Annotated in this window: 18 protein-coding genes and 1 pseudogene; 11 read left to right on the forward strand and 8 right to left on the reverse strand. The window is 74.1% G+C overall.

Features of this window, described 5'->3' with window-relative positions; all coding sequences use genetic code 11:
- Positions 1 to 45: 45 nt before the first annotated feature.
- The gene (locus tag LPA42_RS31120) at positions 46 to 1,431 is read right to left on the reverse strand and encodes a DedA family protein (RefSeq protein ID WP_077939148.1); all 1,386 of its coding nucleotides are present in this window, start codon (positions 1,429 to 1,431) and stop codon (positions 46 to 48) included.
- 137 nt (positions 1,432 to 1,568) lie between these two features.
- On the opposite strand from LPA42_RS31120, the gene typA reads away from it, so the two are divergent.
- Both typA and LPA42_RS31130 read left to right on the forward strand, forming a co-directional pair.
- Positions 1,569 to 3,437, forward strand: a complete 1,869-nt coding sequence (gene typA, locus LPA42_RS31125) for a translational GTPase TypA (RefSeq protein ID WP_043967470.1) — start codon at positions 1,569 to 1,571, stop codon at positions 3,435 to 3,437.
- Between the two features lie 55 nt (positions 3,438 to 3,492).
- Positions 3,493 to 4,359 (forward strand): serine hydrolase, encoded by an 867-nt coding sequence (locus tag LPA42_RS31130; RefSeq protein WP_228987057.1) that lies wholly within the window; start codon positions 3,493 to 3,495, stop codon positions 4,357 to 4,359.
- A gap of 410 nt (positions 4,360 to 4,769) precedes the next feature.
- Here LPA42_RS31130 and LPA42_RS31135 read toward each other — a convergent pair whose 3' ends face one another.
- Positions 4,770 to 5,567: a tyrosine-protein phosphatase gene (locus LPA42_RS31135; RefSeq protein WP_077939138.1), complete on the reverse strand. Its 798-nt coding sequence runs from the start codon at positions 5,565 to 5,567 to the stop codon at positions 4,770 to 4,772.
- Positions 5,568 to 5,611: 44 nt separating this feature from the next.
- On the opposite strand from LPA42_RS31135, the gene LPA42_RS31140 reads away from it, so the two are divergent.
- Both LPA42_RS31140 and LPA42_RS31145 read left to right on the forward strand, forming a co-directional pair.
- Positions 5,612 to 6,709, forward strand: coding sequence for a mandelate racemase/muconate lactonizing enzyme family protein (locus tag LPA42_RS31140; RefSeq protein WP_077939137.1), 1,098 nt, complete (start codon positions 5,612 to 5,614; stop codon positions 6,707 to 6,709).
- Positions 6,710 to 6,766: 57 nt separating this feature from the next.
- The gene (locus tag LPA42_RS31145; RefSeq protein ID WP_228987058.1) at positions 6,767 to 7,756 is read left to right on the forward strand and encodes an NlpC/P60 family protein; all 990 of its coding nucleotides are present in this window, start codon (positions 6,767 to 6,769) and stop codon (positions 7,754 to 7,756) included.
- Positions 7,757 to 7,818: 62 nt separating this feature from the next.
- Here LPA42_RS31145 and LPA42_RS31150 read toward each other — a convergent pair whose 3' ends face one another.
- Positions 7,819 to 8,817, reverse strand: coding sequence for a TerC family protein (locus LPA42_RS31150; protein WP_077939136.1), 999 nt, complete (start codon positions 8,815 to 8,817; stop codon positions 7,819 to 7,821).
- 415 nt (positions 8,818 to 9,232) lie between these two features.
- Here LPA42_RS31150 and LPA42_RS31155 point away from each other — a divergent pair, with 415 nt between their 5' ends.
- Complete coding sequence (locus tag LPA42_RS31155; RefSeq protein ID WP_043969328.1) at positions 9,233 to 9,526, forward strand: antibiotic biosynthesis monooxygenase; 294 nt, start codon at positions 9,233 to 9,235, stop codon at positions 9,524 to 9,526.
- A 272-nt stretch (positions 9,527 to 9,798) separates the two neighbouring features.
- The gene (locus LPA42_RS31160) at positions 9,799 to 10,569 is read left to right on the forward strand and encodes an SDR family oxidoreductase (RefSeq protein ID WP_077939135.1); all 771 of its coding nucleotides are present in this window, start codon (positions 9,799 to 9,801) and stop codon (positions 10,567 to 10,569) included.
- Positions 10,570 to 10,634: 65 nt separating this feature from the next.
- Here LPA42_RS31160 and LPA42_RS31165 read toward each other — a convergent pair whose 3' ends face one another.
- Together LPA42_RS31165 and uvrB are read right to left on the reverse strand one after the other, a co-directional pair.
- Positions 10,635 to 11,588, reverse strand: coding sequence for a helix-turn-helix transcriptional regulator (locus LPA42_RS31165; RefSeq protein ID WP_077939134.1), 954 nt, complete (start codon positions 11,586 to 11,588; stop codon positions 10,635 to 10,637).
- Between the two features lie 100 nt (positions 11,589 to 11,688).
- Complete coding sequence (uvrB, locus tag LPA42_RS31170) at positions 11,689 to 13,797, reverse strand: excinuclease ABC subunit UvrB (RefSeq protein WP_077939133.1); 2,109 nt, start codon at positions 13,795 to 13,797, stop codon at positions 11,689 to 11,691.
- A gap of 312 nt (positions 13,798 to 14,109) precedes the next feature.
- Between uvrB and LPA42_RS31175 the strand changes: the two genes are divergently transcribed.
- Entirely contained in the window at positions 14,110 to 15,990 is a 1,881-nt protein-coding gene (locus LPA42_RS31175; RefSeq protein WP_228987059.1) for a hypothetical protein, read from the forward strand.
- Positions 15,991 to 16,021: 31 nt separating this feature from the next.
- On the opposite strand, the gene coaE is transcribed toward LPA42_RS31175, so the two are convergent.
- Entirely contained in the window at positions 16,022 to 17,206 is a 1,185-nt protein-coding gene (gene coaE / locus LPA42_RS31180; protein WP_077939130.1) for a dephospho-CoA kinase, read from the reverse strand.
- Positions 17,207 to 17,536: 330 nt separating this feature from the next.
- Positions 17,537 to 19,030 carry a 30S ribosomal protein S1 gene (gene rpsA, locus LPA42_RS31185; RefSeq protein WP_043967455.1) on the reverse strand — a complete coding sequence of 498 codons (1,494 nt, stop codon included), beginning with the start codon at positions 19,028 to 19,030 and terminating at the stop codon, positions 17,537 to 17,539.
- Positions 19,031 to 19,487: 457 nt separating this feature from the next.
- Here rpsA and LPA42_RS31190 point away from each other — a divergent pair, with 457 nt between their 5' ends.
- From LPA42_RS31190 to LPA42_RS31205, 4 genes and pseudogenes are all read left to right on the forward strand, one after another.
- The gene (locus tag LPA42_RS31190; protein ID WP_096761689.1) at positions 19,488 to 20,276 is read left to right on the forward strand and encodes a class I SAM-dependent methyltransferase; all 789 of its coding nucleotides are present in this window, start codon (positions 19,488 to 19,490) and stop codon (positions 20,274 to 20,276) included.
- A 97-nt stretch (positions 20,277 to 20,373) separates the two neighbouring features.
- Positions 20,374 to 20,976, forward strand: coding sequence for a Uma2 family endonuclease (locus LPA42_RS31195; protein WP_228987060.1), 603 nt, complete (start codon positions 20,374 to 20,376; stop codon positions 20,974 to 20,976).
- 42 nt (positions 20,977 to 21,018) lie between these two features.
- Positions 21,019 to 21,240, forward strand: a complete 222-nt coding sequence (locus LPA42_RS31200) for a DUF2945 domain-containing protein (RefSeq protein ID WP_077939128.1) — start codon at positions 21,019 to 21,021, stop codon at positions 21,238 to 21,240.
- A pseudogene (locus tag LPA42_RS31205) lies at positions 21,227 to 21,574 on the forward strand (DUF3140 domain-containing protein); the annotation flags it as partial. The gene LPA42_RS31200 and the pseudogene LPA42_RS31205, both read left to right, overlap by 14 nt.
- 112 nt (positions 21,575 to 21,686) lie before the next feature.
- On the opposite strand, the gene polA reads toward LPA42_RS31205, so the two are convergent.
- Positions 21,687 to 24,395 carry a DNA polymerase I gene (gene polA / locus LPA42_RS31210; protein WP_077939126.1) on the reverse strand — a complete coding sequence of 903 codons (2,709 nt, stop codon included), beginning with the start codon at positions 24,393 to 24,395 and terminating at the stop codon, positions 21,687 to 21,689.
- Positions 24,396 to 24,488 lie beyond the last annotated feature (93 nt).

The following is a 24,488-nucleotide window of genomic DNA, read 5'->3' on the forward strand; positions in this document are numbered from 1 at the left end:
CCCGACCGACGGTCGGGCGCATCCTCACCGCCATGTCCGACCTGGTCACCGGCCGCCCGCGCCGACCGCCCGGTCCCGCGTCGCCCAGGCGACCATGAACAGCGCCGTCCAGGCCACCCCGAGCAGCACCGAGGTGATCGTGCTGCTGGCGGTGCCCTGCCCCAGATAGAGCCGCGCGCCGCCGATCGCGGCCACCCCGGCCGCCGCGGCCGTCCACGCCGCCACCGTCACCGGCCAGGGCGAGCCCCGCGACAGCAGCCAGGCCAGGGTGCACAGGCTCGCCGCCATCACCGCGTTCTGCGTCGCGAACAGGACCCCCTCCTCGCCCGAGGCGAGCCGGCCCGGCGCCACCACCTCGGCGACCACGGCGAGCACCACCAGCGGCAGGAACGCGCCGACGGTGCCCACCACGTCGAGCAGTTCGGCCCGCGGCAGCGCACCGCCGCGACCCGGGCACGGACGCTGCCGCCACGCCCGACCGGCGGCCACCACCGCCACCAGCGCGATCAGCACCGAGCCGCGCGACACGGACACCACGGTCAGCGCGACCTCCGCCGCGCCCGGGGTACGCCGGTCGGCGAACCAGCCGGCGATCGCGTCGTCGACCACCGCCAGCCCGCTCCACCGCATCGCCGCCCCGAGCAGCCAGGCGATGGCCATGCCGGCCACGAACAGCAACACCAGCCCCGCGGCCAGGTTGATCAGCAGCGTCCAGCCGGGGCCGACGCGCATCGCCAGCAGGAAGAACAGCACCCCGTACCGGCCGGCGAGCCAGCGCAGCGGCGGCAGCGCCGCCGCCCGGGCCAGCAGCGCCCGTGCCGGATCCGGGTGGCGGCCCAGCCAGCGGCCCACCAGCACCACGGCGAGCACCCCGCCGAGCAGCACCAGCACCGCGCCGGTGGCCCGGCCCAGCAGCCGCGACACCGTCTCGTACGACTCCCCGGCCAGGTTGCCCGCCAGCACCGACCCGCCCACCCAGGTCACCACGCCGGCGAGGTTCCACGGCGCGAACCGGCGGTACGGCATGCCGGCCGCCCCCGCCAGGCGGGGCGCGAGGGTGCGGGCGAACGCCACCCAGCGGGCGGTGAGGACCCCTCGCCCGCCGAGCCGCTCCAGCAGCGCGTCGGCGCGCCGCCACCGGTGCGGGCCCACCCGCGCCCCGAAGCCGGACGCGCGCAGCCGTGGACCGTAGCGGCGGCCCGCGCGGAACGCCAACGTGTCCCCGGTCACGGCTGCGACAATCATCACCAGCAGGGCGGGGCCGAGCCGCAGCGCGCCGGTGTACGTGAGGAAGCCGACCAGCAGCAGCGTCGCCTCGCCCGGCACCAGCAGCCCGACGATCACCGCCGTCTCGCCGGCCACGATCGCCGCGGCGACCAGGTAGACCAGCAGGGGCGGCAGGCCCTGCACCGAGTTCAGCAGATCGTGCACGACGGCCCCCGGCTCACGCGGCCAGCATGACAGCCGGGCCGCCGGCACCGACAGCCACGCACCCACCGGATCCGGCCGGCGGCCGAGGGGCGACCCCGACGCGGCACCTGATCCGCGCAGGCGGGAGGATGGAGCCCATGCAGCTTCGCACCGACCTCCGCAACGTCGCCATCATCGCTCACGTCGACCACGGCAAGACCACCCTGGTCGACGCCATGTTGCGGCAGGCCGGCGCCTACGGCGCCCGCGGCGAGACGACCGAGCGGGTGATGGACTCGATGGACCTCGAAAGGGAGAAGGGCATCACCATCCTGGCCAAGAACACCGGCGTGCGCTACCTGCCGGCGGACGGCTCGGAACCGGTCACCATCAACATCATCGACACCCCGGGCCACGCCGACTTCGGCGGTGAGGTCGAGCGCGGCCTCACCATGGTCGACGGCGTGGTGCTGCTGGTCGACGCCAGCGAGGGCCCGCTGCCGCAGACCCGCTTCGTGCTGCGCAAGGCGCTGCGCGCCCGGATGCCGATCATCCTGGTGATCAACAAGGTGGACCGCCCCGACGCCCGGATCAAGGAGGTCGTGGACGACACCTACGAGCTCTTCCTCGACTTGGACGCCGACGAGGAGCAGATCGACTTCCCGATCGTCTACGCCTGCGCCCGCGACGGCATCGCCTCGCTCACCCAGCCCGCCGACGGCTCCGTCCCGCAGGACAGCACGAGCCTGGAGCCGCTGTTCCGCGCCCTGCTCGACACCATCCCGCCGCCCGCCTACGAGCAGGACGCGCCGCTGCAGGCCCACGTCACCAACCTCGACGCCTCCCCGTTCCTCGGCCGGCTGGCGCTGTGCCGGGTGCGGCAGGGCACCATCGCCAAGGGCCAGACCGTCGCCTGGTGCCGCACCGACGGCAGCACCCAGCGGGTTCGCATCTCCGAGCTGCTGATGACCGAGGGCCTGGAGCGCAAGCCCGCCGACTCGGCCGGCCCCGGCGACATCATCGCCGTCGCCGGCATCCCCGAGATCATGATCGGCGAGACGCTGGCCGACGCCGAGAACCCGATCCCGCTGCCGCTGATCACCGTCGACGAGCCGGCGATCTCGATGACCATCGGCACCAACACCTCGCCTCTGGTCGGCCGGGTCAAGGGCGCCAAGGTCACCGCCCGGATGGTCAAGGACCGCCTCGACAAGGAGCTGGTCGGCAACGTCTCGCTGCGGGTCCTGCCCACCGAGCGCCCCGATGCCTGGGAGGTGCAGGGGCGTGGCGAACTGGCCCTGGCGATCCTCGTCGAGCAGATGCGCCGCGAGTCCTACGAGCTGACCGTCGGGAAGCCGCAGGTCGTCACCCGGGAGATCGACGGCAAGATCTGCGAGCCGGTCGAGCGGCTGACCATCGACGCCCCCGACGAGTACCTGGGCGCGATCACCCAGCTCCTGGCCACCCGAAAGGGCCGGATGGAGCAGCTGGTCAACCACGGCACCGGCTGGATCCGGATGGAGTGGCTGGTCCCCGCGCGCGGCCTGATCGGCTTCCGCACCGAGTTCCTCACTGACACCCGGGGCACCGGCATCCTGCACCACGTCTTCGAGTCCTACGAGCCGTGGTTCGGCGAACTGCGCACCCGCAACAACGGATCGCTGGTCGCCGACCGGGCCGGCGCGGTCACCTCCTTCGCGATGATCAACCTCCAGGAGCGCGGCCAGCTCTTCGTCGAGCCCACCACCGAGGTGTACGAGGGCATGATCGTCGGCGAGAACTCCCGCTCCGACGACATGGACGTCAACATCACCAAGGAGAAGAAGCTCACCAACATGCGAGCCTCGACCTCCGACGAGACCGAGAAGCTGATCCCGCCGCGCAAGCTGTCGCTGGAGCAGGCCCTGGAGTTCTGCCGCGAGGACGAGTGCGTCGAGGTCACCCCCGCCGCCGTCCGCATCCGCAAGGTCGTGCTCGACCAGACCCAGCGCGCCCGCGCCACGGCCCGCCGCAAGCACGCCGGCTGACCCCCTGCCGCCGGCCCCCGGACGACCGGGGGCCGGATCGGCTACCGTCACCCGCATGATCTGGGACGAGCTCGACGCCCGCCTGGACGCACTGCCGGGCACCGTCTCGGCGTACGCGGGCCGGGTCGACGCCCCGGCGACCTGGACCCGGCACCCCGACGCCACCCACTACGCGGCCAGCACCATGAAGGTCGCCGTGCTGCTGGCCCTGCACCGGGCCGCCGAGGCCGGCACGCTCGACCTCGACGCCCCCGTCGACGTGCGCAACGAGTTCGGCTCCGCCCTGCCCGGCGCCCCCCGGTTCGCCTGCGCCCGGCACTACGACAACGACGAGGCCGTCTGGGAGCGGGAGAACGGGCGCGCGCCGCTGCGCTGGCTGGCCGAGCGGATGATCGTGCGCTCCAGCAACCTGGCCACCAACCTCTGCCTGCGCCACGTCGGCCTGCCCGCCGTCGCCGACGCGTGGGCGGCCGCCGGGGGCCGGCACAGCGTCACCGGGCGCGGCATCGAGGACTTCGCCGCCCGCGAGGCCGGCATCACCAACCTGGTCACCGCGGCCGACCTGGCCGCCCTGCTCGGCGGGCTGACCGCCGGCGCCACCCGCCCCGGCCCCCTCGCCTCCCCCGCCGGCTGCGCCGCCATGCTCGACGTCCTGTTCGCGCAGGAGTTCCGCGAGGACCTCGCCGCCGGCCTGCCCGACGGCGTCCGCATCGCCCACAAGAACGGCTGGGTACGCGGCGTGCGCCACGGTGCCGGCGTGGTCCACCCGGCCGACGCCCCGCCGTACGTGCTGGTCGTCTGCACCACCGGCGACCCGGCCGGCGGCGGCGCGGCGGACGGGGACGCCTGCCGGCTCCTCGCCGACATCTCCGCCCGGGTCTGGGCGGCCCGCCACGACCTGCGCCCGGCCGCAGTGGCCTGAGGGCCCGGCTCGGCCCGGTGCCGAGCCGAGCCGGGCCCGGTGGCCGGTCGCGGCACCGAGCCGAGGGCCGGTCGCGGCGTCGGCAGGTAACTCTGGGCAACGCCGCGGCACGCGAGACGACCTGCCGCGCGCCCTTTGCTCTGCACCCACGGACGCAGCAGTAACGCAACGCATCGGACCGCCGCTCCCGCCCACCGCCTCCGCACCGGACTTTCCCCAGCTCAGCGACGTGTTGCGTCGATGGGTGCAGAGCAAAGGGAGCGCATGAGGTCTGTTCGGGTCGCAGGAACCTGACGCACAGTCAAGATTGGCCGCGATCGGTCACGCCTCCCGCAGTCGTCACCGCACGTGACCGGCGAACGGCGGGCCGGGCAACAGCAGCCGGGCCGGGCGCCCGGCAGTGGCGGGGCTCAGTCCAGCAGGTTGTCCCGCAGCGCCGCCAGGTGCGCCCGCGTCAGCCCCAGCCCGTCGCGCAGGTACGCGTCGAACGAGCCGTGCACCCGCCGCACCTCCGCATACGCGGCATCCAGGTACTCCTCGCGCACCTCCATCAGCGGCCGGATCGCCGCCTCCGCCAGCTCCGGCTGCCGGGCCCGCATGGCGGCCAGGACGACCTCCTTGAGGCTCTCCGTCTGCGCATTGGTCCGCAGGTAGTCCGCCCGGATCGCCGCCTCGTCCACCCCCAGCGCGGTGAGCAGCACGACCGACAGCCAGCCCGTGCGGTCCTTGCCGGCCGAGCAGTGGAACAGCAGCGGAAGGTTGCCCGCGTCGGCGGCCAGCCGGGCCGCCCCGCCGAAGCCCGCGCGGGCCGCCTCGCCCGTGACGAACCAGCGGTAGATCTCCGCCATCGCCGCCGGGGTGCCCTGCAGGGCCAGCGCCGTCTCCGCGCGCAGGTCGTGCCCGAGCAGCACCTCCGACACCGCCGTGAAGACCGGGTGCGCCGGGTCGTACACCGGCAGGCGCACCACCCGGGGCTCGCCGGGCAACCGGTTCGGCGGCGCCGCCGCGATCTCCGAATCGTCGCGCAGGTCCACCACGCAGGCCGGAGCGATCTTGCCCAGCACCGGCAGGTCCTCGTCGGTCAGCCGGCCCAGCGCCGGGGTCCGGATCAGCCGGCCGGCCCGCACCCGGCGGCCGTCGAGCCCCACCATGCCACCGAGGTCGCGCGCGTTCGGCGCCCCCACCAGTTCCCAGTCCCGCCCGCCCATTCGGCCTCCCCTGTCGTCGCCGGGTCACCTATAGGGTGCCGCACATGACGATCACCGCGGTACGCACCCATCGGCTTTCCGCGCCCCTGCACACCCCGTTCGTCACCGCGCTGCGCCGCACCACCACCACCGACACGCTGATCGTGGAACTCGTCGACGACGACGGGCGCTCCGGCTTCGGCGAGGCCCCGCAGGTGTGGCAGGTGACCGGGGCGTCGCTGGCCGGGGCCGAGGCGTGCGTGCGGGAGATGCTGGCACCGGGGCTGGTCGGCAGGGACGCCGACGACCTCGTGGCCCGGTGCGCCGAGGTGCGCCGGGCGGTGGCCGGCAACGAGGCCGCCAAGGCGGCGGTGGACACCGCCCTGCACGACCTGGCCGCGCGCCGGCTCGGCGTACCCCTGGTGCGGTTGCTCGGCGGCACGGCCCTGCGCGTGCCCACGGACGTCACCCTAGCCGCTGGCGACGCCACCGACCTGGCCGCCGCCGCGCGGCAGCGGCGCGGCGAGGGGTTCTCCGTGCTCAAGCTGAAGGTCGGCACCGACGCTGCCGGCGACCTGGAGCGGGTCCGGGCGGTCCGGGCGGCCGTCGGCCCCGACGTGCGCATCCGGCTCGACGCCAACCAGGGCTGGACCCCCCGCGAGGCGGTCCGGGTGATCCGCGGCATCGAGGACGCCGGCCTCGGCGTCGAGCTGGTGGAGCAGCCGGTGTCCCACTGGGACCTCGACGGGCTGGCCTGGGTCAGCGACCGGGTGGGCCTGCCGGTCCTCGCCGACGAGTCGGTCTTCGGCGTGCGTGACCTGGTCGAGGTGATCCGCCGCCGGGCCGCCGACATGGTCAACGTCAAGCTGGCCAAGTGCGGCGGCCTGCACGCCGCCCGCACGCTGCTGGACCTCGCCGCCGAGCACGGCGTCGGCACGGTCGTCGGCTCGATGATGGAGAGTCAGGTCGGGCTCGGCGCCGCGGCCAGCCTGGTCGCCGCCCACGGAACCAGCGCCGTCTCCGACCTCGACGCCGCCTGGTGGCTGGCCTGGTCGCCGGTGCGGGGTGGCATCCGGTACGACGGGGCGACCGTCGTGTTGCCGGACGCGCCCGGCCTCGGCATCGACTCCGTGTCTGAAGCAAAGATTCAGCCGGCCGGTTGATAGGCGGCGCTTTCTTTCATAGGGTCGCGACAGGGACGCCGCGAACTGGGGGTGGACGTGAAGCTGCAACCGGGCCGCGAGGCCGTCGTCCGGGTCGCGGTCGCGACCCTCTGGTCCCGCCCTGAGGCGGTACGCCCCGTCGACCGTCCCGCCCTCGACGCGCCCGCCGACGTCGCCGCCTGGATCTCCGGCATGGACGCCGACCAGCAGGTCGGCGAGTGCGTGCTGAGTCAACTGCTGCTCGGCGAGCGCGTGCTGGTCACCGCCCTGCGCCCGGACGGCTGGGCGCACGTCGTGGCCGTCGAGCAACCGGCGGCCCGGCTCGACCCGCGCGGCTACCCCGGCTGGCTCCCGGCAGCCCAGCTCACCCCGCGCCCGGCCCACGCCGCGCCCACCCCGGCCCACGCCGCCCCGGCCCCGGCCCACGCCGCGCCCGCCCCGGCCGACAGCCAGGGGGCCCCGGTCGGCCCCTGGGTCGTCGACGCGACCGTCACCGCCCTGCACGCCGCCCCGGCCGGCGAGCCGGTCGTCGCCGGGGTCATCCTCGGCACCCGACTGACCCCGGCCGGCCCGCCGGTGGACGGCTGGCGGCCGGTGCACGCCCCCGGCCAGGACCGGCCGCTCTGGCTGCCCGACGCGCACCTCGTGCCGCCGCCCACCGCACCCCCGTCCCCGGCGGACGTGCTGACCGTCGCCGCCCGGCTGCGCGACGTGGCCTACGTGTGGGGCGGGGTGTCGGCGTACGGGATCGACTGCTCCGGACTGGTGCACCTGGCCTGGCGGCGGTTCGGCGTGGTGCTGCCCCGCGACGCCGCCGACCAGGCCGGCGCGACCACCCCGCTGCCCCTGGGCACCGAACGCGTCGGCGACCTCTACTTCTTCGCCCGGCCGGGCCGACAGATCCACCACATCGGCTTCGTCAGCGCCGCCCCGGACGGCGACGCCGACCGGCGCATCCTGCACGCCTGCTACCGGCACCGTCGGGTCCTGGAGGAGGCGATGCCGGCCGACCGGACCGCCACCCTGGTCGGCGCGCACCGGGTCTGAGCCGCCCGACACGCCGAGGGGGCGCTCCCGGTGCCGGAAGCGCCCCCGTTGCCGCGATCGGCTCAGCCGCGCGCCGACGCCAACTCTCGCCGCCGGTCCCGGGCCGACTTGATCAGGCTGGCCACGGTCGCCACCGAGAGGGTGCCGAGGATGACGGTCAGGGACAGCCAGATCGGGATGTGCGGGGCCCAGGCCACCGGCTCGCCGCCGTTGACGAACGGCAGGTTGTTGTCGGCCAGGGCCTCCAGCACCAGCTTGACGCCGATGAAGCCGAGCACCACCGCCAGGCCGTAGCTGAGGTAGATCAGCCGGTCCAGCAGCCCGCCGAGCAGGAAGTAAAGCTGGCGCAGGCCCATCAGCGCGAAGACGTTCGCGGTGAAGACCAGGTACGGCTCCTGGGTGATGCCGAAGATCGCCGGGATCGAGTCCAGCGCGAAGATCAGGTCGGTGGTGCCGATGGCGATCATGACGATCAGCATCGGGGTGAACAGCCGGCGGCCGGCCTCGTGTGTGGTCATCTTCGCGCCGTCGTAGTCCCTGGAGATCGGCAGCGCCTTGCGGCTCCACCGGATCAGCAGGTTCTCGCTGAACTCGTCCTCGTCCGGCTCGCCCTGGCGGGCCAGGTTGACCGCCGTGTAGATGAGGAACGCGCCGAAGATGTAGAAGACCCAGGAGAACTGGGTGATCAGGGCCGCACCGGCGGCGATGAACCCGCCGCGCATGAGCAGCGCCAGCACGATGCCGATCAGCAGCACCTTCTGCTGGTACTGCCGAGGCACCCCGAAGCGGGCCATGATGATCACGAAGACGAACAGGTTGTCCACCGAGAGGCTGTACTCGGTGAGCCAGCCGGTATAGAACTCACCGGCCACCCCGGGGCCGGAGAAGACCCACAACCCGGCGCCGAAGAGCAGGGCCAGCCCGACGTAGAAGCCGACCCACAGGCTCGACTCACGGACGCTCGGCTCGTGTGGTCGTCGGCCGATGATCAGCAGGTCGACGACGAGAACCGCTGTCAGTGCGACGAGGGTCCCCGCCCACACCAATCCGGACACGTTCAATCCCATCCTCCGGCAGACACACGGCGTCGGGCACACCGTACGCCCGCCGGGGCGGGTGGGTGTGGCGACGCGGACACTGGTGGCTGTCGGAGGTCTCTTCCGTCGCCGACCCGCGGGCGGGCCGACAACCTACGGAGCCGGGTCGCGCCGCCGGGGGCGGTCGACCGTGCTGACGACTCCGTCGCGGGGGAATACTCCCCTCCTTCGCGACCCATTGTTCACCATCGCGAGGCCGGCGCGCATCTCCTGCTTTCGCCCGGGGGGCTCTCAGCGGGTTTCCAGTGACGGATCTCTCCGCGCGTACGGCGTCCTAGGAGACCATCCCGTAGTCGTGCCGGCGCGGATCTCCACGTCGGCGGTGGACACGGCCACCCCGGCGGCCCGGCCTCAGCCGGCACCGTGCGAGGCTCTGGGCATGGTGCTTGAGGTTGCGCTCATCGACGTGACGCCCGGACACGAGGACGACTTCGCCGCCGCGTACGCGCGGGGGCACGAGATCCTGGCCGGCACGCCCGGCTGCCGCTCCGTGCGGATGACCCGGGGCGTCGAGTCGCCGACGCGGTTCGTGCTGCTGGTCGAGTGGGATTCCGTCGCCGCCCACGAGGAGAACTTCCGCGAGACCGAGCGGTTCCAGCAGTGGCGGGCGCTGATCGGCCCGCACTTCGCCGGCCCGCCGCTGGTCGAGCACTTCGTCGACGTCCCGGCCTGACCAGGAGGGCGTCGGGCCGGGTGGCCGGCGACACCAGGGCCGCCTGAGCCGGCGCCCCTGAACCGGCACGTCCGAGCCGGCGTCGCCGCCTCGGTCGACGCCCGGGCCCCGGCCGGTCCCCGCCCCGTCGTGCCGAGAATGTCGTACCCCCCGGCTACGGTGCGCTCGCGCGCGCGGCCACCGGTCCCGGCAGGCTCGGGGTTGCCGGGCCCGGTGGCCGCGCGGCGATAATCGCTGGCGGTCCTCACCTCGGCGGGCTTGGCTTGTCAGCCATGACGGAACGCATCGCTCTCGTGACCGGCGTCAGCCGGCGCGCCGGCATCGGCGCCGCGGTCGCCCGCGCCCTGGCCTCGGCAGGCCACCGGCTGCTGCTGACCGGCCTGCCCGACTACGACGACACGCAGCCCTACGGCGGCGACCCGGAGGGCGTGCCGGCGCTGCTCGCCGAGCTGGGCGACCGCGCGGCCCACGTCCGGGCCGACCTGCTCGACCCGGCCGCACCGGCCGCCCTCGTCGGCGAGGCCGTCCACCGGTTCGGCCGCCTCGACACGGTGGTGGCGGCGCACACGTACTCGACGCAGACCCCGCTGGGCGGCCTCGACGCCACCGAGATCGACCGGCACCTGCTGGTCAACGTCCGGGCCACCCTGCTGCTGGCGGAGGCGTTCGCCGCCGGGTTCGCCGCCCGTAGCGACACCGACGGCGGCCGCCTGGTGCTCTTCTCCAGCGGGCAGCGGCTGGGCCCGATGCCCACCGAGCTCGCGTACGCGGCGAGCAAGGCGGCCCTGGAGAACCTGACCGTCCAGCTCAGCCCGCTGCTCATGCCGAAGGGCATCACGGTCAACTGCGTCAACCCCGGCCCCACCGACACCGGGTACGCCGAGCCCGGCGACCATGCTCTCGTGGCGCGGCTCTTCCCCGGCGGCCGCTGGGGGACCCCCGAGGACGCCGCCCGGCTCGTCCGCTTCCTGTGCTCCGCCGACGCCCGGTGGATCACCGGTCAGGTCATCGACTCCGAGGGTGGCTTCAACCGGCACCGGTGACCCCGCCCGCCGCTCGGGGTGCGGGCACCGGCCGGCGCGGTGCGGCGGGTCGGCCCCGGGGGCGATCAGTCCTGCGGCAGGCGGGGACGGGGCAACACGGCGCCCTCCGGCCGGGCCCTCACCGACGGCTGACCGCCGAGGTCGGCCGCGGCCGGCAACGACGGGTCGTCGGCGAGCCGGGCCAGCAACGCCGTCGTCTCCGTCGCCGGGAGCGCGGCGTCGAGCAGCCGGTCGATCACCGCGTCGTACCAGCCGAGGTCCGACGGGGAGACGAGCCGCACGTCGGTGGTCAGGGCTTCCAGCATCACCGTGCGCGGGTCGGCCGGGTCGGGGAACGAGTATCGGGTGAACGGGGTCAGCGGGTGCGCGCCGCCGGCCGTCACGCCGGGCGGGACCACCCGGATCGTCACGTTCGGCCGGCCCGCCAGGGTGACCAGGTGGCGCAGCTGCTCACGCCAGATGCCGTCGGGCACGCCGCCCGGATCACAGGCCGCTAGCTCCAGCAGCGCCGTGTAGCGGGGCGGCTCCGCCCGGTGCAGCACCTCCTGCCGGACCAACCGGGCCCGCACGTCGGCCTCCACGTCCACGTCGGGATGCAGCAGCCGGGCGACCCCGAGCCGCAGCCGCGCGTACGCCGGGGTCTGCAACAGCCCGGGCACCACGGCGGGCTGGTATTCCACCACGGTGGCGGCCCCGGCCTCCAGCTCGGCGTAGGCGCGTTGCCGCTCCCCCATCCCGCCGAGCGTCTTCCACCAGCCGCGGCCCGTCGCCGCGTCCCGGGCGATGACGATCAGCGCGTCACGCTCGTCCGGCGCGACCCGGTAGACGTCCAGCAGGTCGAGCACGTCGGCGAGATCCGGCCGGCTCTGCCCCAGCTCGATGCGGGACAGCTTGGAGGTGGACGCCCAACCCAGCCGGTCACAGACCTGTTCCAGCGTCAACTCCTCCCGCCTGCGTAGCTGGCGCAACTCGGCTCCGAGTCGCGCCCGTCGAATCACCGGACTCGTTGGCAACGGCATCCCCGCCTCCCCAGGACGGAGAGTACGCAGATCGATCACTCGCTGCAATACCTCGCTTGCTTACGGCAACGGAATCCGGGGCCCCGGAAGGGCCCGACGGTCACTTCACGCCGGCCGCGTCCATCCCCCGCAACTCCTTCTTGAGGTCGGCGACCTCGTCGCGGATCCGGGCGGCCAACTCGAACTGCAACTCCCGCGCGGCGGCCAGCATCTGGTCGTTGAGCTCCTGGATGAGCTGGGCCAGATCGGCCCGCGCCATCCCCTCCCGCGACGGACCGGCCGCGCCGGCCCGGCTGCGGCTGCGGGTCTCCTTGACCGGCGCCTTGCCCCGCGACAGCTGCCGCGCCGCGCCACCGACCCGGGAACTCTCGGTGTCCTCCGCCTCCCGGTAGATGTCGTCGAGAATGTCGTGGATCTTCTTGCGCAGCGGCTCGGGGCTGATCCCGTGCGCCTCGTTGTGGGCCACCTGCTTGGCCCGGCGCCGGTTGGTCTCGTCGATCGCCTCCGCCATCGACGGGGTGATCTTGTCGGCGTACATGTGCACCTGACCGGAGACGTTGCGGGCCGCCCGGCCGATGGTCTGGATCAGCGACCGGCCGCTGCGCAGGAAGCCCTCCTTGTCGGCGTCCAGGATCGCCACGAGGGACACCTCGGGCAGGTCCAGACCCTCGCGGAGCAGGTTGATGCCCACCAGCACGTCGTACTCGCCCTTGCGCAGCTCGCGCAGCAGCTCGACCCGGCGCAGCGTGTCGACCTCGGAGTGCAGATACCGCACCCGGATGCCGTTCTCCAGCAGGTAGTCGGAGAGGTCCTCGGCCATCTTCTTGGTCAGCGTGGTGACCAGGACCCGCTCGTCGCGCTCGGTGCGCAGCTTGATCTCGTGCATCAGGTCGTCGATCTGCCCCTTGGTGGGCTTCACCACCACCTCGGGGTCGATCAGACCCGTGGGGCGGATCACCTGCTCGACGAACTCGCCCTGGGCCTGCTCCAGCTCCCAGGAGCCGGGGGTGGCGGAGAGGAAGACCATCTGGCCAACCCGCTCCAGGAACTCGTCGAACCGCAGCGGCCGGTTGTCGGCGGCGCTGGGCAGCCGGAAGCCGTGGTCGATGAGCATCCGCTTGCGGGAGGCGTCGCCCTCGTACATGCCGCCGATCTGCGGGATCGTCACGTGCGACTCGTCGATGACGGTGAGGAAGTCGTCGGGGAAGTAGTCGAGCAGACAGTGCGGCGGGCTGCCGGGCAGCCGGCCGTCGATGTGCATCGAGTAGTTCTCGATGCCGGAGCAGAACCCGACCTGCCGCATCATCTCCAGGTCGTAGGTGGTGCGCATCCGCAGCCGCTGGGCCTCCAGCAGCTTGCCCTGCCGCTCCAGCTCCGCGAGGCGCTCGGCCAGCTCCGTTTCGATGTCGCGGGTGGCCCGCTCCATCCGCTCCGGCCCGGCGGCGTAGTGGGTGGCCGGGAAGATCATCAGGCTGTCGACCTCGCGGACCACGTCGCCGGTGAGCGGGTTGAGGTAGTAGAGCTTCTCCACCTCGTCGCCGAACAGCTCCACCCGCACGGCGAGCTCCTCGTAGGCCGGGATGATCTCCAGCGTGTCGCCGCGGACCCGGAACGTGCCCCGCTGGAACGCCATGTCGTTGCGGGTGTACTGGATGTCGACGAGGCGGCGCAGCAGCTGGTCGCGGTCGAGCTCCTGCCCGACGGCGACCCGGACGGCGCGGTCGAGGTATTCCTCCGGGGTGCCCAGACCGTAGATCGCCGAGACGGTGGCCACCACCACCACGTCCCGACGGGTCAGCAGCGACATGGTCGCCGAGTGCCGCAGCCGCTCGACCTCCTCGTTGATCGAGGAGTCCTTCTCGATGTAGGTGTCGGTCTGCGGGATGTAGGCCTCGGGCTGGTAGTAGTCGTAGTAGGAGACGAAGTATTCCACCGCGTTGTGCGGCAGCAGCTCGCCGAACTCCTTCGCCAGCTGTGCGCAGAGCGTCTTGTTGGGCGCCAGCACCAGGGTGGGCCGCTGCAACCGCTCGACGAGCCAGGCCGTGGTGGCGCTCTTGCCCGTGCCGGTCGCGCCGAGCAGCACGGTGTTGCGGTCGCCGCGCCGCACCCGGCGCTCCAGGTCGTCGATGGCGGCCGGCTGGTCGCCGGCCGGCTGGAACTCGCTGACGACCTGGAAACGGCCGTCGAGCCGGGGAATGTCGAGCGCCATGACCCCACCGTACGCCCGGGGTCCGACAAGGCGGGACGACTACCGTCGGTCCGTGATCGGCTTCGATATTCGCATTGTGTGGCGGATTTCACCGCGCTAGGGTATGGCCGTAGGCCGCTCGCGGCGGCCGTCCGGGCCGGCGGCTCGGCCCTCGACGGTCGACACGCCCCCGGCACAGGGGTCGCAGCACCCGGACATCACCGGCGTGCGCACCCGACGTGGTCGCGCACAGGCGCAGACCGGCCGCCGCGAGCGCCCCCAGCCGCCCGAGGCGCGCGTCACCTGTCCCGCACGCCACACGTTCATCCTCGCGTGGAGAACTCCCCCGGGCCGACACCCCGCCCCGCCCGGCCGATCCGGCCGACGCACCCGCTTGCCGAGGGCCCGGCCCGGCCCACGGCGACGCTCCCCCTCGTGGTCGCCCCCGCCCGGGGCCGGCGCGGCGACCGGGGGCCCGCAGCGCACCGCGCCCGGCCGGGCGGCGGACGCGGCGGCGCGGGCCGGGGCGGAGGCGGCAGCGGGGGCGGGCGCCGGCGCGCCGCCGTGGTCGCGCTGGGCGTGGTCGCCGCCGCTGCGGCGGCGGGCCTGGTCGTCGGGCTGCTCACCTGGGTGCCGGCGGCACCGGAGCCGTCCCGGCCGCTGACGCCGGCGGAGGCGGAGCGCCTCGCGGCCGTGCGGGTCACCAACCACCGGGACGTACGCTCCGGCGTGCGCCTGACCCTCGGCGAGGCCGGCGCCCGCACCGACATCGTGGGCTGGGTCGACTGGTCCCGCCCGCTGGCCTACCTGGACGTGGGCGGGCCCGGCGCCGGCCCGGACCGAGGGCTCCTCCAGGCGACCCCCGAGCTGCTGCTGACCCGGCCCGACCCGACCGCGGTGCCCGCCCCCGCGTATCCGCCGCTGGTGCCGCCGACCGACGGCTGGCGGGTGGGCGACGCGGCCGCCGCCCGCTCCCTGCGTCCCGCGGTCGACCTGCTCTTCGCGCTCGCCGCGCCCCGACCCGAGCGGGCCGGGCGCTTCCCGGCCGACGACGCCCGGTGGCTGGCCCCGGCCGAGGCCGGCGGGCTGCCGGTGGACGTGTTCCGGTCCCGCCTGCCCGGCGATGCCGCCGGCAGAGCGCTTCCGGCCCCTGCGGGGCCGAGCGGCGGAGCCCGCCCCGGCGGCACGGCGAGCCGGAGCGCCCCGACCGGCCGGCCCGCCGCGGCAGGCCCGGAAGATCCCGCCGGGCCGCCCGGGTCGACGCCGCGCGAACCGGAGCCGAGCAGGTCGACGCCGGAGAGGGCGGCACCGGGTGCGCCGGCGACGCCGAGGCCAGCCAGGTCGGGGGCGAGCGCGTCGGCCCCGGGCACGGCGGCGCCGGCCGGCACCTGGTCCGCGCCCACGATCAGCCTGCCGACCGCGGTCCCGCCAGCCGGGCCGCTGCTCGACGGGGCCGCCCGCTGGTGGGTCGACCAGGACGCCCGGCTGCACCGGCTGGAGGGACGCCTGCGGGACGGCGCACCGGTGACGCTGGAGTTGCAGCGGGCCAACCGGCCGGTGCTGTGGCCGGTGGCCGCGCTCGGTGGCCGCGCGGGGCTGCCCCGGGCGCTCACCGGCCCCGAGGAGGACCGGCTGGCCCGGCTGGCGACCCGGATGCGGGCCCAGGGCGGTGCCGTCGCCACGCTCACCGCGCCCGTCGCCCCGGGCCGGGCCGTGGCCGGCACCGGCTGGCTCAGCTGGACGGCGCAGGCGGCGTACCTGTCGGTCGGCGGCACCGGCGCGTGGCCCGGCCGGACGCTACGCCGCTACGACGCCACCGGGGTCTGGTCGGCCCCGGCGACCGGCGACCCGGCCGCCCCGCCGCCGCTGCCACCGCCGCGCACCGGGTACGCCTGGCAGCACCGCCCACCCGACGCGGACGACGTCGACCTGCTGCTGGTCGCCGCGCTGCACGTCGGCGCGGCGACGGAGCGGACGGCCCGCCCGGCGACCCGGATCCGCGGGGACCGCCTCGCCGACCGGGCGGTCGACGTGATCGAGGTGGACGCGGAGCGCGGCACGCTGCGCTGCTGGATCGACCGGTCCGGGCTGCTGCGCCGGCTGGAGCTGCGCACCCGGCTCGGCACGTACGCCCAGCTCGACCTGGCGCCGGGCCCGGTGCCGGCGCTGCCGCCGGTGTCCCCGTCGCCGGCGAGGCCGCGCGCCCCACGCTGACGCCGCCGGAGCGGCGACACCGGCAGCGGGCTCAGGGTCGCCAGCCGGTGCGCGCGGCCCACTCCTCGGCGCGGTGGTGCTCCTCGTCGAACCACGGATCCCGGGCCGTGGTGTTGCGGGAGCCCCCGTCCGGCGCACTGGCCGCCAGGTCGCCCTTGAGCGTCAGGTACGCGGCCCGCCGGTCAGGGTCGGCGCGCAGGTGATCGCGCATCAGCAGCGCGTACCGCCAGCCGGGCGAGCCCTCCGGCCGCAGGTGCAGGCGCACCGGGCGGCCCGGGTCGGCGCTGCCGTGCAGCCGCTTCTCCCACCGATCGCTGCCCGCCGGGCGGGGGCTGTCCCACCACTGGCCGGGCATGCGCGGGAAACCGGCCGCGGCGAGGCGCTCGGCGAGGACGCCGTCGGCCTCCGCGAGGCTCGGCACGGTCACCTGGATGTCGATGACGTCCCGGGCGGCGAGGCCGGCGACGGCCGTCGAGCCGACGTGGTCGAGCCGCGGATCGGCCGGGGCGAGCACGTGCCGCAGCCGGGCGGCCAGCCGGGCGTACTGCTGCGGCCAGGTCGGATCGGGGCCGGTCAGGGCGGTCTCGTCGGATTCGGCCACCCGGCGGAGCCGGACGTTCTCCTCGTACGGCAGCAGCCGGTCACGCCACAGCCCGTCCACCTCGGCGTGCAGCTCGTCGAGGGTGCCGTCGTTGTGCAACACCACGTCCGCGACCGCATCCCGGCGGGCGTCGTCGGCCTGCGCGGCGATCCGCCGCTCGGCCTCCGCCCGGCTCACCCCCCGGTCCCGCGCCAACCGGCCCAACCGGACGGCGACCTCCGTCTGCACCACGACCACCAGGTGGTACGTCGGAGCGAGCCCGACCTCGACCAGCAGCGGCACGTCGTTGACCACGACGGCGTCGGGCGCCGCCGCGGCGGCCAGCTCGGCGGTCCGCGCGCGGACCCGGGGGTGGGTGATCGCCTCCAGCCGGCGGCGGGCCGCCTCGTCGGCGAAGACCAACCCGCCCAACGCGGCCCGGTCCAGGGCACCGTCGGGGCCGACGACGCGGTCACCGAAGGCGGCGACGATCTCCCTGAGCCCCTCGCTGCCCGGGGCGACCACCTCGCGGGCGATCCGGTCGGAGTCGATCACCACCGCGCCGAGCGCGGCCAGCCGCGCCGCGACGGCGCTCTTGCCGGAGCCGATCCCGCCGGTCAGTCCCACCATCAGCACCGCAACAGTCAACCGGATCGGCACCTGCACCGCCAAACCGGCCGGTGCCGGGCCAACGGGCCGACTGCCGCCCGCCCGGACACTGAGCCGGTCGGGCACTGAGCCGCCCGCTCGATGCTGGGCCGTTCGGGGCACCGGCCGACCAGCGTCGACTCTGGTCGGCGTCTCCTCTGGCGAAGGGTGGGCGCGGGTGGTGGGGCCGAAACGACGACGGGCCCCGCCCCTGCGGCCCGGTGGAAACCGGATCGCGGGGACAGGGCCCGTCGTCGTCAGCGGCGGCTCCGGCTCGGATGCGTCGTCGGACGCACCCGGCGGGGAGTCGTCACGGGGTCACTTGCCGCCGGCGAGCTTCTCCCGCAGCGCGGCGAGCGCCTCGTCGGTGGCCAGGGTGCCGGCCGGCTCCTCGGCCTGCCGGCTCGGGGCCGTGCTGGTCGAGGTGGTGGTGCCGCCGGTCGACACGGCCGGAGCCGGGTTGGCAGCGGCCTCGGCGTCGGCGGCCCGGGAGGTCTGCACCTGCTTGGTGTGGGCCTCCCAGCGCTGACGGGCCTCGGCGTACTGGTTCTCCCAGGTCTCGCGCTGCTTGTCGTACCCCTCGAGCCACTCGCCCGTCTCCGGGTCGAAGCCCTCCGGGTAGATGTAGTTGCCCTCGGCGTCGTACGTCGCGGCCATGCCGTAGAGGGTCGGGTCGAAGTGCTCCTCGCCCTCGACGAAGCCCTCGTTGGCCTGCTTGAGCGACAGCGAGATCCGGCGGCGCTCCAGGTCGATGTCGATGACCTTGACCATGACCTCGGAGCCGACCTGGACGACCTGCTCCGGGATCTCCACGTGGCGCTCGGCCAGCTCGGAGATGTGGACCAGGCCCTCGATGCCGTCGTCCACCCGGACGAAGGCGCCGAACGGCACCAGCTTGGTGACCTTACCCGGCACGATCTGCTGGATCGCGTGGGTGCGGGCGAACTGCCGCCACGGGTCCTCCTGGGTCGCCTTCAGCGACAGCGAGACCCGCTCGCGGTCCAGGTCGACGTCCAGGACCTCGACCTCGACCTCCTGGCCGACCTCGACGACCTCGGACGGGTGGTCGATGTGCTTCCAGGACAGCTCGGAGACGTGCACCAGGCCGTCCACGCCGCCCAGGTCGACGAACGCGCCGAAGTTGACGATCGAGGACACGACGCCCTTGCGGACCTGGCCCTTCTGCAGCTTGTTGAGGAACTCGGTGCGCACCTCGGACTGCGTCTGCTCCAGCCAGGCCCGGCGGGACAGGACCACGTTGTTGCGGTTCTTGTCCAGCTCGATGATCTTGGCCTCGAGCTCACGGCCGACGTACGGCTGCAGGTCACGCACCCGCCGCATCTCGACCAGGGACGCGGGCAGGAAGCCCCGCAGCCCGATGTCGAGGATGAGACCACCCTTGACCACCTCGATGACCGAGCCGCGGACGACGCCGTCCTCGTCCTTGATCTTCTCGATCGTGCCCCAGGCCCGCTCGTACTGCGCCCGCTTCTTGGAGAGGATCAGACGACCCTCCTTGTCCTCCTTCTGGAGGACCAGGGCCTCGATGTGGTCACCGACCGAGACGACCTCGGCGGGGTCCACGTCGTGCTTGATCGACAACTCCCGAGAGGGGATGACACCCTCGGTCTTGTAGCCGATGTCGAGCAGGACCTCGTCCCGATCGACCTTGACGACGGTGCCTTCGACAATGTCGCCGTCGTTGAAGTACTTGATGGTCTCGTCGATCGCGGCGAGGAAAGCCTCCTCGGAACCGAGATCGTCGTGGGTGACCCGGGTGGCGCTCGAGGGGGCCTCGATGCTGCTCGTCATGTGGGCGGTTGCTCCGGTCGGATGGGTTGTCACAGCAGGCTGGTGTCGCGGTGACCTGTTCGCGCCAGCGGATCCGTCGCCGGGCACACCGAAGATCACTAGTGAGGTCCTGATGTGGCTCCGTCTGGAACTCCGCGACCGCGCGCCTTCTCCCTGCCGAGGCACGCGACCCGCGAGCGCATCGTCTAGCCTACCGTGCGCATTACCACAGCGTGCAAGCCCCGGGAGAAGTGATCCAGCCCGCTTTCGCGACGGACTGCACCTTTCGTACCCGAAGCGGCGGTTTACGGGCGAGGGACCCGGCCGCTCCGCCGCCTGCCCCGCCCCCCACCGGGCGCCACGCCGGGCCCGCCCCACGCCGCGCCGGGCCGACGGTCGGGGTCGCCACTAGACTGCCGCGGTGACCGACGACCTGGCCGATCTCCCCGTGAGCGCGGAGCCCGACGCGGCGCCGGGGGTGCTGCGTCGGCCGGTGACCGACGCCGACGCCCGGCGGGCCAGTCGCGGCTGGTGGGACTCCGACGCCGACGACTACCAGGCGGAGCACGGCGCGTTCCTCGGCGACGTGGACTTCGTCTGGTGCCCCGAGGGGCTGCGCGAGGCCGACGCGCGGCTGCTCGGCGACCTCGCCGGGCGCCGGGTGCTGGAGGTGGGCGCGGGGGCGGCCGCCGCCGCCCGGTGGCTGGCCACCCAGAGGGCCCACCCGGTCGCCCTGGACCTCTCCGCCGGCATGCTGCGGCACGCGACGGACGCCGCCGGGCGCAGCGGCGTACGGATCCCGCTGGTGCAGGCCGACGCGCTCGCGTTGCCCTTCGCCGACGCGGCGTTCGACACCGCGTTCACGGCCTTCGGGGCGATCCCGTTCGTGGCCGACTCGGCGGCGGTGATGCGCGAGGTGTTCCGGGTGCTGCGCCCCGGGGGGCGCTGGGTGTTCTCGGTGACCCACCCGATGCGGTGGATCTTCCTGGACGACCCGGGGCAGGGCGGGCTCACCGCGGTGCACTCGTACTTCGACCGCTCCCCGTACGTGGAGCAGGACCGCACGGGCGCGGCGACGTACGTGGAGCAGCACCGCACCCTCGGCGACCGGATCAGGGAGCTGGTCGGCGCCGGGTTCCGGCTGGTGGACCTGGTGGAGCCGGAGTGGCCCGAGGGGCACGAGGGGATCTGGGGGCAGTGGAGCCCGCTGCGCGGCCGGCTCTTCCCCGGCACCGCCATCTTCGTCGCCGAGAAGCCGGCGGGCTGAGCCCTCGTCGGGGCCGACGCGTCGAGCCGCAGGACCGGCCGGCGGATCGCACCGTCGGTGCGACGTCCCGACCGACGGGCGGCGTTACGCTGACCGGGTGAGCGCCGAGCCGATCCCGACACCACCTGGCCCCTGGTGCCCGGACCCGATCCGGCAACAGCGTGCCGACTACACGCTGGAAGACCTGCCCCACCTGCCGGACGACGCCCCCCGCGTCGAACTCGTCGACGGAGCCCTCCGAGTGACACCCTCCCCCACTTTGGGCCACCAGGACATCGCCAGCCTGCTGTGGCTGTGGCTGCGCGCGCACGCGCCCGAGCACCTACGCGCCACGCAGGCCGTCGGGGTCGCGCTCGACGCGAAGAACACCCGGCAGCCGGACGTGCTGCTGCGCCGCGCCGACGTACCCGCCGACCGGTCCCTGCTCCAGCCCGAGGACGTGGTCCTCGCGGTGGAGGTGGTGTCCCCCGGCACCCGGCGGATCGATCGTTTCGCCAAGCCCGCCGAGTACGCCGCCGCCGGCATCCCGTTCTACTGGCGCATCGAGCAGGACCCGGTGCACGTGTACGCGTACCGGCTCAGCGACCGGCTCAGCCTCGGCGGCGAGCGGCAGTACGAGCTGGTCGCCGACAGCGCGGAGCTGATCGCGCTGGTCGAGCCGTTCGAGATCAAGCTGCCGGTCGCCGAGCTCACCGGCTGACCCGGCCCGTTTCGCCGCACCCGCCCCGGGTAGCCAGGCCGCATGGCCGAGCAGAGGGAATTCCGCGCGGGCGACCACGTGTCCTGGGCCAGCCACAGCGGCCGGGCGTACGGGGTCGTCCGGGAGAAGCTCACCGAGCGCACGCACGTGCGGGGGCGCGCCGTGAACGCGTCCCCCGAGCAGCCGCAGTACCGCATCCGCAACGACGACTCGGGGCGGGACGTCGCCCACCGGCCGGAGGTGCTGCGCCGTGAGCGGGAGTGAGGGGGACCGGCACGGGGAGACGTACCGGGAGTTCACCGAGGCGGTCAACATGCGGCCCGGCGAGCTGTCGGCATGGCTGGAGAGCGACGAGTCGAAGCACGTCGGCTGGCGGAAGAAGGGCACGGCCGGCGGGGAGTCGGTGGGACACTCGTCCGGCCGGCGGATCGTCGAGCTGCTGCGCCGCAAGCGCGCCGAGCTGACGGAGGCCGACTACCGGCACATGCGCAAGGTCGTCGGCTACGTGCACCGGCACCTGGCGCAGCGCCCCGCAGGCGACGTGCGGGACACGAAGTGGCGTTGGTCGCTGATGAACTGGGGCCACGACCCGCTCCGGTGAGCGGGCCGCGCCCACGGCCGCCACGACGCCCACGGCCGCCGTGACCCGCCCGTGTGCGGGCCCGCGCCCGACCGCCCCGGCAGGCAGCCCCACCCGGGCCCGACGCCGGTCAGTGGTCGGCGCTGTTCCAGTCCCGGCCCTCGCCGACGGAGACCTCCAGCGGCACCGACAGCGGGTACGCCCCGCCCATCTGGCCGCGCACCAGCGCCTCCAGGGCGTCGCGTTCGCCGGGGGCGACCTCGAAGACCAGCTCGTCGTGCACCTGGAGCAGCATCCGCGAGCGCAGCCCGGCCTCGCGCAGGCCGGCGTCGACGCGCAGCATGGCGACCTTGATGATGTCGGCCGCCGAGCCCTGGATGGGGGCGTTGAGCGCCATCCGCTCGGCCATGTCCCGCCGCTGCCGGTTGTCGCTGACCAGGTCGGGCAGGTAGCGGCGGCGGCCCAGGATGGTGGAGGTGTAGCCGTCGTGCCGGGCCCGGGCCACCACCTCCTGGAGGTAGTCGCGGACCCCGCCGAACCCGGCGAAGTAGTTGTCCATCAGCCCGCGCGCCTCCTCGGCGGTGATGCCGAGCTGCTGGGACAGGCCGAACGCGCTCAGCCCGTACGCCAGGCCGTAGTTCATCGCCTTGATCTTGCGCCGCTGGTCGGCGGTGACCTCGGCGACCGGCACCGCGAACACCGACGAGGCGGTGGCCGCGTGGAAGTCGTGGCCGGAGTTGAACGCCTCGATCAGCTTGGCGTCCGACGACAGGTGCGCCATGATCCGCATCTCGATCTGGCTGTAGTCGGCGGTGAGCAGGCACTCGAAGCCCTCCCCCACGACGAACGCGCGGCGGATCCGCCGGCCCTCCTCGGTGCGGATCGGGATGTTCTGCAGGTTGGGGTCGGTGGAGGAGAGCCGACCGGTGGCCGCCACGGTCTGCTTGAACGTGGTGTGGATGCGGCCGTCCTCGGAGACCGACTTGAGCAGGCCGTCGACGGTCGTCTTCAGCTTCGCCACGTCCCGGTGGCGCAGCAGGTGCTCCAGCACGGGCAGCGGGTTCTGCGCGTAGAGCCACTGCAGGGCGTCGGCGTCGGTGGTGTAGCCGGTCTTGATCTTCTTGGTCTTCGGCAGCCCCAGCTCGCCGAAGAGCAACTCCTGGAGCTGCTTGGGCGAGCCCAGGTTGAACTCCCGACCGACGGCGGCGTACGCGCCCTGCGCGGCGGACTTCACCTCGCCCGCGAAGTGCGCCTCCAGCTCGTGCAGGTAGTCCAGGTCGGCGGCGATGCCGACCCGCTGCAGCGCGGCGAGCACCTCCGCCAGCGGCAGCTCCACCTCCGCCATCAGCCGGGCGGACTGCTCGCCGTCGCGGGACAGCTCGGCGTCGATCGCGTCGGCCAGGTCGAGGGTGGCCCGGGCCTGGAGCATCAGGTTCTGCTCGGCCTCGCCGTCGTCGCCGAGCCCCTCGAAGGTGAGCTGCCCGGTCTCGGGGGCGTCGACCCGCAGCTCGCGGTGCAGGTAGCGCAGCGCCAGGTCGGTCAGGTCGTAGGAGCGCTGGTCGGGGCGGGCCAGGTAGGCGGCCAGCTCGGTGTCCCGGGCGACGCCGGCCAGGGACCAGCCCCGGGCGGCGAACGCCAGCCGGGCGTGCTTGCTGTCGTGCAGGACCTTCGGCCGGGCCGGGTCGGCCAGCCAGGCCGCGAGGGCCCGCTCGTCGGCCTCGGCCAGCGCCGTCGGGTCGAGCCACGCCGCCGGGCCGGTGGCCAGCGCGAGGGCCAGGGCGTCGAGCTGCGGCTCGTAGCGCTCGCGGGGGGCCGTCGGCTTGGCCGGGGTCTTCACCGCCACGCCGACCTGGGTGCCGGCGGGGGCGTGTGCCTCCAGCCAGGCGACCACCGCCCCGGGCTCGGTGAGCCGCTCGGCGGCCAGGTCGAACCCGGCCTCGGCCTCCGGCTCGACGGCCTCCAGGTACTGGTAGAGGCGGTCGCGCAGGATGCGGAACTCCAGGGTGTCGAAGACCTGGTGCACGGCCTCGCGGTCCCAGCCGGCCCAGCGGGCGTCCTCGGGGCGGACCGGCAGCTCCAGGTCGGAGACCAGGCAGTTGATCTCGTAGTTGCGGATCACGTCGGCGAGCCGCTCGCGCAGGCTGTCGCCGGCCTTGCCCTTGATCTCGTCGGCGCGGGCCACCACACCGTCGAGACCGCCGTAGAGGTTGATCCACTTGGCGGCGGTCTTCGGGCCGACCCCCGGCACGCCGGGCAGGTTGTCGCTGGTCTCGCCGACCAGCGCCGCCAGGTCGCGGTAGCGCTGCGGGCCCACGCCGTACTTCGCCTCGATCGCGGCGGCGTCCATCCGGGCCAGGTCGGAGACGCCCTTGCGCGGGTAGAGCACGGTGATGTGGTCGTCGACGAGCTGGAAGGCGTCCCGGTCGCCGCTGGAGATCAGCACCGACATGCCCTGGTCGCGGGCCTGGCAGGCGAGGGTGGCGATGACGTCGTCGGCCTCGTAGCCCTCCTTCTCCACCACCGGGATGCGCAGCGCCGCGAGGACCTCCTTGACGAGGCTGACCTGGCCCTTGAAGTCGGCCGGGGTCTCGCTGCGGCCCGCCTTGTATTCCGCGTATTTCTCCGTGCGGAAGGACTGCCGGGAGACGTCGAAGGCCACGACGATGTGGGTGGGCTGCTCGTCGCGCAGCACGTTGATCAGCATCGAGGTGAAGCCGTAGACGGCGTTTGTCGGCTGCCCCGTCGTGGTGGAGAAGTTCTCCACCGGCAGGGCGAAGAACGCCCGGTATGCCATGGAGTGTCCGTCGACGAGGAGCAGGCGCGGCGTCGTAGCTGTCACGGCAGCGACTCTAGCCCGTACGGCCGACATCCCCGCCGCGCGGCACACGACGACGACAGCCCCGGCACGGCCGGCAACGCCGACGGCCGGCCG

The sequence above is a fragment of the Micromonospora sp. DH13 genome (genome assembly GCF_020873825.1).
Taxonomy (GTDB): Bacteria; Actinomycetota; Actinomycetes; order Mycobacteriales; family Micromonosporaceae; genus Micromonospora; species Micromonospora haikouensis.